This window comes from Pseudomonas baltica (assembly GCF_014235765.1).
Taxonomy (GTDB): Bacteria; Pseudomonadota; Gammaproteobacteria; order Pseudomonadales; family Pseudomonadaceae; genus Aquipseudomonas; species Aquipseudomonas baltica.
This window is the reverse complement of sequence record NZ_JACMYH010000005.1, coordinates 146,160-159,707: the sequence shown is the minus strand read 5'-3', so window position 1 is coordinate 159,707 and position 13,548 is coordinate 146,160. Positions and strand designations below refer to the sequence as shown.

Genomic DNA, 13,548 nt, shown 5'->3' with positions numbered 1-13,548 from the left:
GCCGAGTGCCATGTCCGTCATCAATTCCACAGCGCCAGGTTACATTTCGCCCATCGGCGACTTCAGCCAGCACAACATCCAGACCCTGGGTGCTGCAAGTGCGCTGTGGCAGGACTTCTTTGCCCAGGCATTGACCGAGCACTGCGACGGACAGCTGCCAGGGCAGGCTCGTGCAGCGGCGGACAATGCAGCGGCGGCCGAGACCAGCGCCGGCAGCGAGATCCTGGCGCACATTCTTCTGCAGCGCCTGTGCGATGTTCGCGACACCGAAGTGAAGCCTCCCGAGCCGCTGTTTCTGCCAAAGGCCGAACTGGAGCTGACGTTGCTGGACAAACCCTCGGCGCCGCTGCCCGAGCAAGACGTGATGGCCCAACAGGCGCAGTTGGCGTTCGACAGCCGCTGGGTTCGTCCACTGGTGCTGAACCAGGGTGGCCAGAGCACGCAACCTGCCCCCGCGCCTCTGCCTCGGGCAATGCGCCTGCCGATTGCCGAGCTCGACTGGCAGTTGGCGCAGACGCCGGTACCGCTGGCGCAGGAAACTATCAGTGAGCAATGCCATGCGTTGGACCTGGACCTGAGCTGGATGCGCCCCGCCGTGTTGAACAACATCCGTCTGGCTGCCTGAGCGCCGATCGCATCCATCCAGATACCTCGCGTGCACCGCCGACGCGGCTCGCGCCGCTGCTACAGAGGCCCGCACCGGCAGCCATATGGCAGCGGCGCAAGCCGCGTCCGGCGTTCAGCCAGCCCATGCCCTGTAGCAGCCGCGCAAGCCGCGTCCGGCGTTCAGCCAGCCAATGCCCTGTAGCAGCAGCGCAAGCCGCGTCCGGCGTTCAGCCAGCCCATGCCCTGTAGCAGCCGCGCAAGACGCGTCCGGCGTTCAGCCAGCCAATGCCCTGTAGCAGCAGCGCAAGCCGCGTCCGGCGTTCAGCCAGCCCATGCCCTGTAGCAGCCGCGCAAGCCGCGTCCGGCGTTCAGCCAACACAGGCCCTGTAGCAGCGGCGCAAGCCGCGTCCGGCGTTCAGCCAACCCAGGCCCTGTAGCAGCGGCGCAAGCCGCGTCCGGGTTCACCGCGGTGGCCGGAAATGAATCAGCGACACACGCTCCAGCGGCCCATGTCGAGGTGAAAATGGTTGCGGTGGGCGGCGTTGTACTCGGGGCCCAGCACGGTATTGAAATGCTTGCAGGCGCCGTCGCGTACCTGCCGCAGGAAGCGCGCGTTGGCGCTGTCGCCAGGCCAATCCTTGAGCACGTTGATACGACGTCCGTCGGCCAGACGAAACCCGGCGATGTCCAGCGCGTTGGCGCTGGCGTGCTGGCTCAGACGTCCTTCACTGCGACCATAGACATTGCGGCAGGCAAAACTGCCCAGGTGATCCACCTGCGTTACTGCCTGACCGAACGTCGCCTGCGCTGCCGGCTGCAGGGCCTGGCGCTCGAACATGGCGAACGCCACCACCACTGGGCAGGTGGCGAGGAAACTGCTGCTCAACCTGACCTCGCTGCCCTGCACGCGCAACACGTTCACCAACGGGCACTTGGCATCGGCCGGGCTGTCGGCCTGAACGCTATAGCGCACGGTGGAAGTTGCCAGAGCCTGCACACACAGCTGTGGATCATTCTGTAATTTGCCGAGCTTGTAGCGGGTAAGGAAATTCACCGGTTCGGCGATATCCAGCGGCGCCCAGGGATTCCAGCGATCGGGCACCTCGACCCAGCCTCGCCACACGGCAACGGGCGCGGCGGCCAGGAGCAGCAGAATGATCAGCAATCTCGGCACACAGGCTCCTGCTTGGCGTGGCTGAACGGTACCTGCGGAAAAACCGCGTCAGAGCAGGCCGAGTTGCGCCGTCTGTGGCTCCCGAGGCAGTTCCATTAAGGCCGGCAAGCCTGGCAAACGTTCCATCAAACGCTCGTGGAAACGCCGGGCCAGGGCGGGCGCGAGCAAGTTGTCGGCCGTGTGCAGGAAAATGTAGGGGGTGCGGCCCTCTTCGATCCAGGCGGCAATCTTCTCCACCCAGGGGGTCAGAAAAGGCTCATTCGCCTGCAGCTGCGGGTGGCCGATGAAACGCACCTGCGGGCTGTGGCTGAACGCCGCTGGGCGGGGTGGCACCCGCGGCTTCTTGGACTGGGCATGGAGCACGGCGGGCGCGTCGGAAACACAACTGAACAGCGCACGCGGATCCAGACAGATGCGTTCGACATTGCGTTCGCGCAGCAGATTGTTGAGCAGTCGTTCCTCGTCACCGCGGGCGAAGAATGCGCCGTGGCGTACCTCCACAGCGATGGGCCGCTGCAGGACGTCGATGAAGCCGATCAATTCCGGCAGCCGCCAGGGCGCGAACGATGCAGGCAGCTGCAACCACAAGGGCGCCACCCGATCGCCGAGCGGCGCAAGCAGCCGACAAAAATCCTCAGCCACTCCCAGTTGCTCGCGCAGATCGCCACCATGGCTGATGTCGCGCGGCAGTTTGGCCGTGAAGCGAAAATCGGACGGCATGCTTGCAGCCCAGCGTTCCACGGTATTGGGCGCCGGCCGTGCGTAGAACGTGGTGTTGCCTTCCACAGCGTTGAACTGCTGGGCATAGAGAGCCAGGAAATCCGGCGGACGCGCGTCTTGCGGATAGAAATCCCCGCGCCAGGCGTTTTCGCTCCACGACGGACAGCCGATGAAATAGGGCAGGCTGGGCACAGTCAGATATGCACATCCAGGCCCAGGACTTCATTGTCCCATTCGACGAAACCCTGGGTGCTCAGGTACATGCCCAGCGCGTCGGCCGCACGCCGGCTCATCGAGCGGGGAAAGATCATATCCTGCTGGCGGGCCGGCACGCTGGTGCCACGCGCGCGGGAGCGCTGGGGCGTAGGTTGCGCAGGAACCTCGAACTCGCCTTCGATATCGTCGGCGGTTTCCTGCACCCGCGCCTTGTCCGCAAGCGGCTTGCGCTTGATTGGATAAGGCTGGGAGGAAACACCATCGATACGCATCAGATTCACTCGATCGTCGAAAGAAGCCGCCGCCGCGTCAGCATTGTGCAGCGACCCAAGTGATCACTAGACCACACATTGCGGCAAAGTTTTATCTCAAGGGCAGATTATGCCGATGAAATGCGCACTACAGGCTTGAACGCCGACGAAGCGTACTACAACGGCGGCTTTTTCGGTGTGGCAACGTTGTCACGCAGATACACCGGTTGGGCACCATCGGCGGGCAAGCCTTCGCCACGCGCCCAGGCAAACCGCGCAAGTTCGAGCAGGTCCTGTGCGTGGGGCAGCAGATTGGCGTCACGCCCCACAGTGGCCACAGCGATCCGCTCGGCATAGGTCCAGCCGGTGCCCGCGCCGAACCATTCGCCAGAAGCCTGAGCCGGTAGCTGGGCGCGTTCGGGCGCGAATACGCCTTCCTCGCCCTGCAGGCGCATTTCCCCGGCGCGCTCTTGATAGCAACCCCAGTACACCTCGTCCATGCGCGCGTCGATCGCGGCCGCTACCTGGCCGACGCCATGCTCGCGCCAAGCGCGCTGGGCCAGCAGGGCCAGGTTGGACACTGGCAACACGGGACGATCCAGACCGAACGCCAGGCCCTGGACCACCCCTACCGCGATGCGCACCCCGGTGAACGCGCCCGGGCCGCGTCCGAAGGCAATTGCATCGACGGTCGTCAGCGCTACCCCCGCGTCGGCCAGCAAGGTCTTGATCATCGGCAGCAGCTTCTGCGCGTGAAGGCGCGGGATCACTTCATAGTGGCTCGACACCTTGCCATCGTGCAGCAAAGCAACGGAACAGGCTTCAGTGGCAGTGTCCAGGGCCAGCAGGGTGGTCATCGAAAGGGTCCAAGCAAGGGGGAATAGGCGATTATAGACAACTACGGCCCGCAAGCGGGCCGTTCATGGCAAGGCAGTGGCCGACACCCAGTGTGTGGATGCCAGGCGTCTGGATGCCAGCACTCAGCTCAGTGCGGCAAGCACCTTGGCGGTGATGTCGGCGACCGAACCGACGCCTTCGACGTGGCTGCACTTGGGCTTGCCATGGGCAGCCGCCAGTTCGTTGTAGAAGGCCACCAAGGGCTTGGTCTGCGAGTGGTAGACCGAGAGGCGATGACGCACGGTTTCCTCGGTGTCGTCCTTGCGCTGCACCAACGCCTCACCGGTCACGTCATCCTTGCCCGCTTCGCGCGGTGGATTGTAGACGGTGTGATAGACCCGGCCCGATGCCTCATGGACCCGACGGCCGGCGATACGCTGAACGATCTCTTCGTCGTCGACGGCGATTTCCAGAACGTGATCGAGCTCCACACCATTGGTGACCAGCGCTTCGGCCTGCGGAATGGTGCGCGGGAAGCCATCGAAGAGGAAGCCGTTGGCACAGTCGGGCTGGGCAATGCGCTCCTTGACCAGGGCAATGATCAGGTCGTCGGACACCAGGCCACCGCTGTCCATGACGCTCTTGGCCAGCACGCCCAGTTCGCTACCGGCCTTGACGGCAGCACGGAGCATGTCGCCCGTGGAAATTTGCGGGATACCGAATTTTTCGGTGATGAATTTTGCCTGAGTACCTTTACCGGCCCCGGGAGCTCCCAGCAGAATCACGCGCATCGATGTGCTCCTCTCGATTTTTATAGATAGTCGTCGAATCTGCTTCCGCCGCGCTGACGGCAGAAGCCCTTCCCAAGAAAAATGATGGCCGCAAGATGGCCAAAGGCTGATCAAGATACACAGCGGGCACGGGGCACACAAGCCACCGAAAGTCGCAGGCACCTGCCCCCGAGGACGGCATCCTGCAGGGGTTGTACCGGGTATCACCGCCAATCGGTTGCACCCGAGCTGACAGCTGCCCGGCTGCACCGATCGACCACCAGTCTCAACCAGTATTGCGCAACCCGGCGGCGATGCCTGCCACGGTGACCAGCAGGGCCTGTTCCAGAGGGCTGTCCAGCGCCGCTTCGCGGGCGCGCGAGCGTTTCAGCAGTTCGGCCTGCAACTGATGCAACGGATCCAGGTAGGTGTTGCGCAGGCTGAAGAACTCCAGGGTCGTCGGGCTGTGCGCAAGCAGGTGAGTCTGCCCGGTCAGGCCCAGCACGGCCGCGCAACACTGCGACAATAGGTCGCGCAGTTGCGCGCCCAATGGCTGCAGCTCGGGTTCGACCAGCCGCACGTCATACAGCGCCGCAATCTCGGCATCGGCCTTGGCCAGCACCATCTCGAGCATGTCGATGCGCGTGCGGAAGAACGGCCAGTGGGCGCGCATCGAAGCCAGTTGTGCAGCCTGGCCACGCGCCAGCGCTGCGCCCAGGGCCGCCTCCCAGCCCAGCCAGGCGGGCAGCATCAGCCGCGTCTGGGTCCAGCCGAAGATCCACGGAATGGCGCGCAGGCTTTCGATGCCGCCCTGCCGGCGCTTGGCCGGACGGCTGCCCAGTGGCAAACGACCGAGCTCCTGTTCGGGCGTGGCCTGGCGGAAGTACTCGACGAAGTGCGGGTTCTCGCGCACCACCTGCCGATAGGCCTTGACGCCCTGCTCCGCCAACTCGTCCATCACGGTGCGCCAGGCAGGCTCGGGCAGCGGCGGCGGCAGCACGGTGGCTTCCAGCACGGCGGCGACATACAGGTTGAGATTTTGCTCGGCGATGTCCGGCAGGCCGAACTTGAAGCGGATCATTTCGCCCTGCTCGGTGGTGCGGAAGCGCCCCGCCACCGAGCCTGGTGGCTGCGACAGAATGGCCGCATGGGCCGGACCGCCGCCGCGGCCGACGGTGCCGCCGCGACCATGGAACAGCAACAGCTCGACGCCGTGCGCCTGGCAAATGTTCACCAGGGTTTCCTGGGCCCGGTACTGCGCCCACGCGGCCGCGGTGGTCCCGGCATCCTTGGCCGAATCGGAGTAGCCGATCATCACCTCCTGCGGACCCTGCAGCGAGCTGCGGTAGTCGGGCAGCTGCAGCAGGCGCTCGAGCACCGGGCCGGCATTGTCGAGGTCGGCCAGGGTTTCGAACAGCGGCACCACGCGCATCGATCGACGCAGCCCGGACTCCTTGAGCAGAAGCTGCACCGCCAGCACGTCAGAGGCGGCGCCCGCCATGGAGATCACGTAGGAGCCCAGCGACGCAGCCGGCGCGGCCGCTACCTCGCGGCAGGTAGCCAGCACTTCGGCGGTGTCTTCGCTGGGTTCGAAGCAGGTCGGCAGCAAGGGCCGGCGATTGGCGAGCTCGCGCACGAGGAATTCGACCCGCGCCTCTTCGTCCCAGTCGGCATAGCGACCCAACCCCAGGTACTCGGTGATCTCGCTCAACGCTGCGCGATGGCGGGTCGAATCCTGACGCACGTCGAGGCGCACCAGGAACAGGCCGAAGGTCACGGCGCGGCGCAGGCAGTCCAGCAGCGGTCCATCGGCGATCACGCCCATGCCGCAGGCGTGCAGTGAATCGAAGCACAACTGCAACGGCTCGATCAGCTCGCGATTGTCCTGCAGCACCTGGTCATCGCCGGGCTGATCGCCCGGCAGCGAGGCATGGGCCCAGTTGCGCGTGGCCCGCAGGCGTTCGCGCAGTTGCTTGAGCACGGCGCGATAGGGTTCGCGGCTGTCGGACGCCTGGGCCATGAGCGGCGCACTGGCCTGCTGCATGGACAGATCGGCGGCCAATTGGTCGACATCGCGCAGAAACAGATCCGCCGCCATCCAGCGCGCCAGCAGCAGCACTTCGCGAGTAACCTTGGCTGTCACGTTCGGATTGCCGTCGCGGTCGCCGCCCATCCACGAAGCGAAGCGTATGGGTGCAGCGCCCAACGGCAGGCGTTGGCCGGTAGCAGCCTGCAATGCCGCGTCGACCTTGCGCAGGTGGGTGGGCACCGCCTGCCACAGCGAATTTTCGATGACCGCGAAACCCCACTTGGCCTCATCCACAGGCGTGGGTCGGGTACGACGGATTTCCTCGGTGTGCCAGGCCTCGGCGATCAACCGCTGCAGGCGCTCGCGCACCGCGTTGCGCTCGGCGGTGGTGAGATCGCGGTGGTCATGCAAGGCCAACTGCGCAGCGATGGCGTCGTACTTTTGGATCAGCGTGCGGCGAGCCACTTCGGTGGGGTGCGCGGTCAACACCAGCTCGATATCCAGCGCCAGCAACTGCTGCGCCAAGGCTTCAGGGCTGTGCCCGGCGCTTTTCAACCGCCCCAGCAGCTCACCCAGAGCAAGGTTTTCGAAAGGTTCGGGCTGGCCCTCGTCGCGACGGCGGATCAGTTGGTATTGCTCGCAGATGTTGGCCAGGTTGAGGAATTGATTGAAGGCGCGGGCCACGGGTAGCAGCTCTTGCTCACCGAGGTCGTCCAGGCTGGAGCGCAGTTCGGCGCTGACCGCATCACCGGCCGGATCAGCCCGACGGTCTGCCTTGGCGCCACGCCGTATGCGCTCGATCTTTTCCAGAAAGGCGTCGCCGTACTGCTCGCGGATGGTATTGCCCAGCAATTCACCCAGCAGGTGCACGTCTTCGCGCAGGCGCAGATCGATATCGGACATCGGCATTTTCTCCATTGCTTGGAAACGGTGTGCCCTTCCAGCCCGCGCGGCGCGACCGGTGATTCGATCGCCATGGCCACTGAACAAGCACGGGAAAAATGGCTCTACAAACTACTGGTACGCAACAACTACTGCCATGCAACGACGGCTGTACAGTAAAGAGTGCCCCAGCCGAGCCGAGGCTGACAAGCGTGGTGGACGGGGGCGTGAACAACCTGGGCAAGAGGTATTTATGAAGATTCATGAACTGGCCGAGCATTGGGAACAGAACGCCAAGGGCCGACTGACCGACACGGGTATCAACATACATCTGGACATGGAGTCGGCCGCACGCCTGGCGGCGCTGACCCAGATGTACCCCAAGCATCACGCTCAGGAACTGTTGGGCGAGCTGATCGGTGCGGCACTCGAAGAGCTCGAAGGCAGCTTTCCCTACGTCAAGGGGACCAAGGTCATCGCTACCGATGAAGAAGGCGACCCCATGTACGAAGACATCGGCGCAACACCGCGTTTCCTGGCGCTGTCGCGCGAACACCTTAGGCGCTTGAAAAACGATGCGGACGACACCGCGAACTGAACATGGACTGGCAACTTCAGGAAGATTCCTACACTTATAAAACGCTTGGTCAAATAGCCAGAAAAAAAAGCCAGCCCCTACGCATAAAACCATATAAATCAATAGGATAGTGTTCCATAGCGATTGTAGACTCGGAAAAAAGAGCCAGGAAATGGCCATCGATCCGTCCGCTGCGCATCGCGGCGGCAAGCCCGATTCGGCGTGCCGCGGATAGCGGACGAAGCAATCAATCGCTGTCCAATGGAGCACTATCGCGTGAATACATCCAGCGTCCGGTCGTCTTTCGGCCCTCTGAAAACAGCCCTTGTGTGCCTTGCTGCCGGTGTCGTGCTGACAGGCTGTGCCAGCAACGCACCGGTCGAGCAATATGCGCTGAGCCGGTCGGCCGTCAATGCGGCGGTGAGCGCCGGTGGTACCGAGTTCGCCGCCATCGAAATGAAGTCCGCCCAGGACAAACTCAAGAACGCTGAAATCGCCCTGCACCGCAAGCACCACGATGAAGCCCGGCGCCTCGCCGAGCAGGCTGAGTGGGATGCCCGTGTGGCCGAGCGCAAGGCTCAGGCCGCCAAGGCTCGCCGCGCCGTCGACGATGCCCGCCAGGGCGTTCAGGACCTGCGCGAGGAAGGCCTGCGCGCTGCTTCTTGAGCCTGGCCTTCGCGTTCTTCTTTCAAGATTCAGGAAAATACCGTGAACAACACATTCAAGTTGCCCGCCCTGTCGGCGCTGGTCGTACTGCTGGCTGCCTGCTCCAAGACCCCCAACCCGCAACTGGTGCAGGCCCAGGCCAACTTCGCCGGCCTGCAGGGCAACCCCAAGTCGGTACAGTTGGCCGCCCTGGAGACCAAGGACGCCGCCGACTGGCTGGAGCGCGCCGAAGCGGCCGCTCGCACCAACGAGGCCGATGAGCACGTGGGTCATCTGGCCTACCTGAGCAATCAGCGTGTCGAAGTCGCCAAGCACACCATCGAACTGCGCACGGCCGAGCACGCGATCCAGGGTGTCGCCGCGCTACGTGCGCAGGCCCGCCTGGAAGCTCGCGATGCGCAGATCAAGAAACTGCAGGAAAGCCTCAATGCCAAGCAGCCCGCAGCCGAAGTGATGGCCGTGGCACAGACTGAGCGCGGCAGCCTGGTGACCTTCGGCGACGTACTGTTCGAAGTGGGCCAAGCCGAGCTGCGCGCCAATGCCTACGACAACATAGGCCGCCTGGCGCAGTTCCTGCGCGACAACCCGGACCGCAAGGTCATCGTCGAAGGGCATACCGACAGCACGGGTTCGGCTTCCTTCAACCAGGCCCTTTCACAGCGACGCGCCAATGCCGTCATGGTGCAGCTGGTGCGTACGGGCGTGGGTGCCGAACGTATCGTGGCTCAGGGGCTGGGTATGGCCTACCCGGTTGCCAGCAACGGCGACGCTTCGGGTCGGACACAGAATCGCCGGGTAGAGGTGACCATTTCCAACGACAACCAGCCGGTCAGGAGCCGCGCTTCGCTGCATTGATCCACGATGCCTCGGAAAGCCCGGCCTGCGCGCCGGGTTTTTCATGCCCGGGCGTTTCATAGCGACGAACGCGCGGTAGGCTCGCGAGCCTTGGCCTTAAGTATGGTTCTGCGCGGTCGATAATCTAGGTGCCCTTCCCCTACCCGAGGCCTGCGACATGTTCTCTTTCAAACGCATGAAAAACGAAATGGCCGCCTTGCGTGAGGAAGTGGCAATGGTCAGGCAGATCCGTCAGGGCCTGGACGAAGAAACCATCCACCTGAGGCTCGACCCTCGCGGGTGCATTCTCGGCGTGAACGCCAACTTCGAGGAAGTGCTGCAATACCGCAATGACGAGCTGGCGGGCAAACCGCTGGAAAGCCTCGTTGCCGAACAGGTGCGCAGCGACCCGCACTATGCGCGGGTGCGGACCGCGATCCGGCAGGGCGAACATTTCTGTGGCGCCTGGCGGCTATTGCGCAAGGACGGCGGCGAAACCTGGCTGCGCGTCATCATGCACCCTGTACGCGCCACCGACGGCACGTTGCTCAAATTCTCCTGCTACGCAAGCGACCTGACCAATACCATCGAAACCTCTCGCGCCCACGAGAACTTCATCCAGGCACTGTTGCGCTCTACTGCGGTGATCGAGTTCGACCTCAGCGGGCACGTGCTCACCGCCAACGACCTGTTTCTGCAGGCGATGGGCTATCGCCTGGAGCAGGTAAAGGGCAAGCACCACCGGCTGTTCTGCAGCAGCGACATCGCCGACTCCAGCGAGTACCAGGCGTTCTGGGATCGGCTGCGCCGGGGGGAGTTCGTTGCCCAGCGCTTCAAACGCATCGACAGCAAGGGCCGGGATGTGTGGCTCGAAGCGTCCTACAACCCGGTCCGCGATGGCAATGCCAAAGTCTACAAGGTGGTGAAGGTCGCTACCGTCATTACCGAGATGGTAGAGCGTGAAATAGCCATCGCCGAAGCCGCCACGGTGGCGTACGACACGTCGGTGCGCACGGATGAAACTGCACTGCGCGGGGCGCAAGTCGTGCGTGAGACGGTCGAAGTGATGAAAGATCTGGCTCATCACATGCAAAGCGCCGCCGAAGGCATCGAAGCGCTGGACGAGCAGAGCCAGGTCATTTCCAACATCATCAAGACGATCAGCGGAATCGCCGCGCAAACCAATCTGCTGGCGTTGAATGCCGCTATCGAAGCTGCGCGAGCCGGTGAACAGGGTCGCGGTTTTGCAGTCGTCGCCGATGAAGTCCGGCAGCTGGCATCGCGTACGACCCAAGCCACTGCAGAGATCGAGAGCGTGGTGCAGCAGAACCAGAAACTGGCCACCGGTGCAGTAGCCACCATCGGCGCCGGCAAACACAAAGCCGAGTCTGGCCTGCAACTGGCGAACCAGGCAGGCACGGTGATTACCGAAATTCAGGACGGTGCGAAGCGCGTGCTGGGCGCGGTCGAGAGCTTTGCTACCCAACTGAGCGCCGAGTCCTAGTCGAGTTCAAGGCAGCTGTCGACACGGTATGTAGTCGACATCCGTATCACGGGCTTTTTCATGGCGCCAAACCCACGGCGTCAGAAAAAAACCACCCATTCGGACAAATTTCTGAACTATTCAAAATTCTCTTGTGTCCCAACGTTTAACCATTACAGCCAGCGGCGTCAGTGAGTCGCCGGGCTTGACCCAGGCGCGCGAAACGTTCGACTGTCATGGATTTTGATGTTTTTCAGGAGCTATCCAATGGAGTTGAAAGCCATGAATACCCGTACTACCAAAACCTCGTCCACCCCTCTGCGCGGGCTGAAGCTGGCTGCCCTGGCGCTGGGCACTACCTTCGTTCTGGCTGGCTGCGCTGGCAAGCCACCGACCGAACAGTACGCTGTGACCCAGTCGGCCGTGAACAGCGCCGTTAGCGCTGGCGGTACCGAATACGCTGCCGTCGAAATGAAAGCGGCGCAGGACAAGTTCAAGCAGGCGGAAATCGCCATGCATGACAAGAACTACGAGAAAGCCAAGATGCTGGCCGAACAGGCCGAGTGGGACGCACGTCTGGCCGAGCGCAAGGCCCAGGCCGGCAAAGCCGCCAAGGCCGTGCAAGACTCCAAGCAGGGTGTACAGGACCTGCGCGAAGAAGCCGAGCGCAGCGTTCAGTAAGCTGCCCATCGCGACTTGAACTCGAATAAAGGATGAAGATTATGCGTAAACAATTGATGGTTCCTGCTCTGTTGGCTCTCAGCGTTGGCCTGGCAGCTTGCTCCACTCCGCCGAACCCTAACCTGGAACAGGCGCGGACCAATTTCTCCTCCCTGCAGACCAACCCCAAGTCGGTGCAACTGGCGGCTCTGGAAACCAAGGACGCGTCGGAGTGGCTGGACAAGGCTGACAAAGCCTTCCGCGACGACGCCGACGCGAAGAAAGTCGACCAACTGGCCTACCTGACCAACCAGCGCGTTGAAGTGGCCAAGCAGACCATCGCCCTGCGCAGCGCCGAGGAAAACCTCAAAGGCGCAGCTGCCCAGCGCGCTCAGGCTCGCCTGGATGCCCGCGACGCTCAGATCAAGAAGCTTCAGGAAAGCCTGAACGCCAAGCAGACTGACCGCGGTACCCTGGTGACCTTCGGTGACGTGCTGTTCGACCTGAACAAGGCCGAGCTGAAATCGTCCGCGTTCGTCAACGTGGCCAAGCTGGCCCAGTTCCTTCAGGAAAACCCCGATCGCAAGGTCATCGTCGAAGGCTACACCGACAGCACCGGTTCGGCTGCCTACAACCAGAGCCTGTCCGAGCGTCGCGCTACTTCGGTAATGGCCGCACTGGTTCGTGCTGGCGTCGAGCCTTCGCGCGTCGTCGCTCAGGGCTATGGCAAGGAATACCCGGTTGCCGACAACACCAGCAACTCGGGCCGCGCCCAGAACCGTCGCGTGGAAGTGACCATTTCCAACGACAACCAGCCAGTGGCTCCACGCTCGTCGATGCGTTGATCCTCGCGCTGTAATCGAACGCCCCGGTGAGTGATCACCGGGGCGTTTTCATTTGTCCGCAGCGGGCGCTGGGTAGTTGGGAATCTCGCCCAGACGGCGCAGGCCATTGAAATGCTGCGGGTCGTCCAGGTAGCGCAGCATGACCTGGCGCCAGGTAGGGTCGGCGAACGTCTGCACGTGTCCCCCACGGGTCAGTTGCAGGACTCGCGGCAGCGGTGCCTGCTGGTACAGCGCGATACCGTTGGCCAACGGCACGATAGAGTCGTCCATGCTCTGGAAGAGCAGCGCCGGTGTGCCCTCGAGCTGGGCGATGGAGCGGATCGCGCTGTCGCTGTCGGGCACCAGCCAGGACAGCGGCACCTGCAGTGGCCAGGTCAGCCACGACGTGCTCAGTGCGTACTGGCCAACGGCGCGGTAACTGGCAGGGACGCCATCGAGCACCAGCGCCTGCAGGCGCTGGCGTTGCTTGGGGTGTTCGGCCAGGTAGTGTACGGCCATTGCGCCGCCCAGGCTTTGCCCCAGCAGGACCAACGGCTTGGCCTGCACCTCCGGCTTGCTCGCCAGCCAGGCGAATGCGGCGTCGATGTCCTGGTAGATCGCCGGCAGGCTGGGCGACCCCTCGGAAATGCCGTAGCCACGGTAGTCGAGCATCAGCACCTGATAGCCCTGCTCGGGCAACCACCAGCTGCCGCCCAGGTGCCAGGCGAGGTTGCCGCCGTTGCCGTGTAGGTGCAGCACCGTGCCCTTGACCTCGACACCGGGCTTGGCAAGCAGCCACCAACCGTGCAATCGGGTACCGTCGGCGGCCGTGAGGTTGACGTCCTCGAAGCCCAGCCCGGCTTTTTCCGGGGTGAACGGCAACCCCCGCTCGGGGTAGAACAATAATGAGCTGCAGCCAGTCAGTAGTGCGGTCAGTAGCAGCAGCGCTGGCAGGCGTCGCGATAGGCAGGCCTTCATGTGCAACGCCCGGACGCGGCTCGCGCCGCTGCTACAGGGGG

At 63.5% G+C, this 13,548-nt stretch carries 14 protein-coding genes and 1 pseudogene; 8 read left to right on the top strand and 7 right to left on the bottom strand.

Annotated elements, in window-relative coordinates:
* Positions 1 to 10: 10 nt before the first annotated feature.
* Positions 11 to 625: an energy transducer TonB gene (locus H7993_RS17000; RefSeq protein ID WP_185795080.1), complete on the top strand. Its 615-nt coding sequence runs from the start codon at positions 11 to 13 to the stop codon at positions 623 to 625.
* Positions 626 to 1,090: 465 nt separating this feature from the next.
* Here the strand turns inward: H7993_RS17000 and H7993_RS16995 are convergent, their stop codons facing one another.
* From H7993_RS16995 to ppc, 6 genes are all read right to left on the bottom strand, one after another.
* Positions 1,091 to 1,780, bottom strand: coding sequence for an extensin family protein (locus H7993_RS16995; RefSeq protein ID WP_185795079.1), 690 nt, complete (start codon positions 1,778 to 1,780; stop codon positions 1,091 to 1,093).
* A 48-nt stretch (positions 1,781 to 1,828) separates the two neighbouring features.
* Complete coding sequence (locus H7993_RS16990; RefSeq protein ID WP_122475030.1) at positions 1,829 to 2,698, bottom strand: DUF72 domain-containing protein; 870 nt, start codon at positions 2,696 to 2,698, stop codon at positions 1,829 to 1,831.
* Entirely contained in the window at positions 2,695 to 2,988 is a 294-nt protein-coding gene (locus tag H7993_RS16985; protein WP_122475684.1) for a hypothetical protein, read from the bottom strand. The genes H7993_RS16990 and H7993_RS16985 overlap by 4 nt, the downstream gene beginning before the upstream one ends.
* A gap of 155 nt (positions 2,989 to 3,143) precedes the next feature.
* The gene (tsaB, locus tag H7993_RS16980) at positions 3,144 to 3,824 is read right to left on the bottom strand and encodes a tRNA (adenosine(37)-N6)-threonylcarbamoyltransferase complex dimerization subunit type 1 TsaB (RefSeq protein WP_185795078.1); all 681 of its coding nucleotides are present in this window, start codon (positions 3,822 to 3,824) and stop codon (positions 3,144 to 3,146) included.
* A 123-nt stretch (positions 3,825 to 3,947) separates the two neighbouring features.
* Positions 3,948 to 4,595, bottom strand: coding sequence for an adenylate kinase (gene adk / locus H7993_RS16975; RefSeq protein WP_122475034.1), 648 nt, complete (start codon positions 4,593 to 4,595; stop codon positions 3,948 to 3,950).
* 265 nt (positions 4,596 to 4,860) lie between these two features.
* Entirely contained in the window at positions 4,861 to 7,506 is a 2,646-nt protein-coding gene (gene ppc, locus H7993_RS16970) for a phosphoenolpyruvate carboxylase (RefSeq protein WP_185795077.1), read from the bottom strand.
* A 232-nt stretch (positions 7,507 to 7,738) separates the two neighbouring features.
* Here ppc and H7993_RS16965 point away from each other — a divergent pair, with 232 nt between their 5' ends.
* The 7 genes and pseudogenes from H7993_RS16965 (at position 7,739) to lptF (ending at position 12,550) form a co-directional block, all read left to right on the top strand.
* The gene (locus H7993_RS16965; protein WP_185795076.1) at positions 7,739 to 8,083 is read left to right on the top strand and encodes a pilin assembly protein; all 345 of its coding nucleotides are present in this window, start codon (positions 7,739 to 7,741) and stop codon (positions 8,081 to 8,083) included.
* A gap of 240 nt (positions 8,084 to 8,323) precedes the next feature.
* Entirely contained in the window at positions 8,324 to 8,728 is a 405-nt protein-coding gene (locus H7993_RS16960; RefSeq protein WP_185795075.1) for a DUF4398 domain-containing protein, read from the top strand.
* A gap of 42 nt (positions 8,729 to 8,770) precedes the next feature.
* On the top strand, positions 8,771 to 9,583 hold the full coding sequence (locus tag H7993_RS16955) for an OmpA family protein (protein ID WP_185795074.1): 813 nt from the start codon (positions 8,771 to 8,773) through the stop codon (positions 9,581 to 9,583).
* A 157-nt stretch (positions 9,584 to 9,740) separates the two neighbouring features.
* A pseudogene (locus H7993_RS21010) lies at positions 9,741 to 10,514 on the top strand (PAS domain-containing protein); the annotation flags it as partial.
* On the top strand, positions 10,512 to 11,066 hold the full coding sequence (locus tag H7993_RS21005) for a methyl-accepting chemotaxis protein (RefSeq protein ID WP_425312026.1): 555 nt from the start codon (positions 10,512 to 10,514) through the stop codon (positions 11,064 to 11,066). The pseudogene H7993_RS21010 and the gene H7993_RS21005, both read left to right, overlap by 3 nt.
* A 246-nt stretch (positions 11,067 to 11,312) precedes the next feature.
* Complete coding sequence (locus H7993_RS16945) at positions 11,313 to 11,726, top strand: DUF4398 domain-containing protein (RefSeq protein ID WP_185795072.1); 414 nt, start codon at positions 11,313 to 11,315, stop codon at positions 11,724 to 11,726.
* Positions 11,727 to 11,767: 41 nt separating this feature from the next.
* Complete coding sequence (gene lptF, locus H7993_RS16940) at positions 11,768 to 12,550, top strand: lipotoxin F family OmpA-related lipoprotein LptF (protein ID WP_122475048.1); 783 nt, start codon at positions 11,768 to 11,770, stop codon at positions 12,548 to 12,550.
* 48 nt (positions 12,551 to 12,598) lie between these two features.
* Here the strand turns inward: lptF and H7993_RS16935 are convergent, their stop codons facing one another.
* Complete coding sequence (locus tag H7993_RS16935; RefSeq protein WP_185795071.1) at positions 12,599 to 13,507, bottom strand: alpha/beta hydrolase; 909 nt, start codon at positions 13,505 to 13,507, stop codon at positions 12,599 to 12,601.
* Between the last annotated feature and the right edge of the window lie 41 nt (positions 13,508 to 13,548).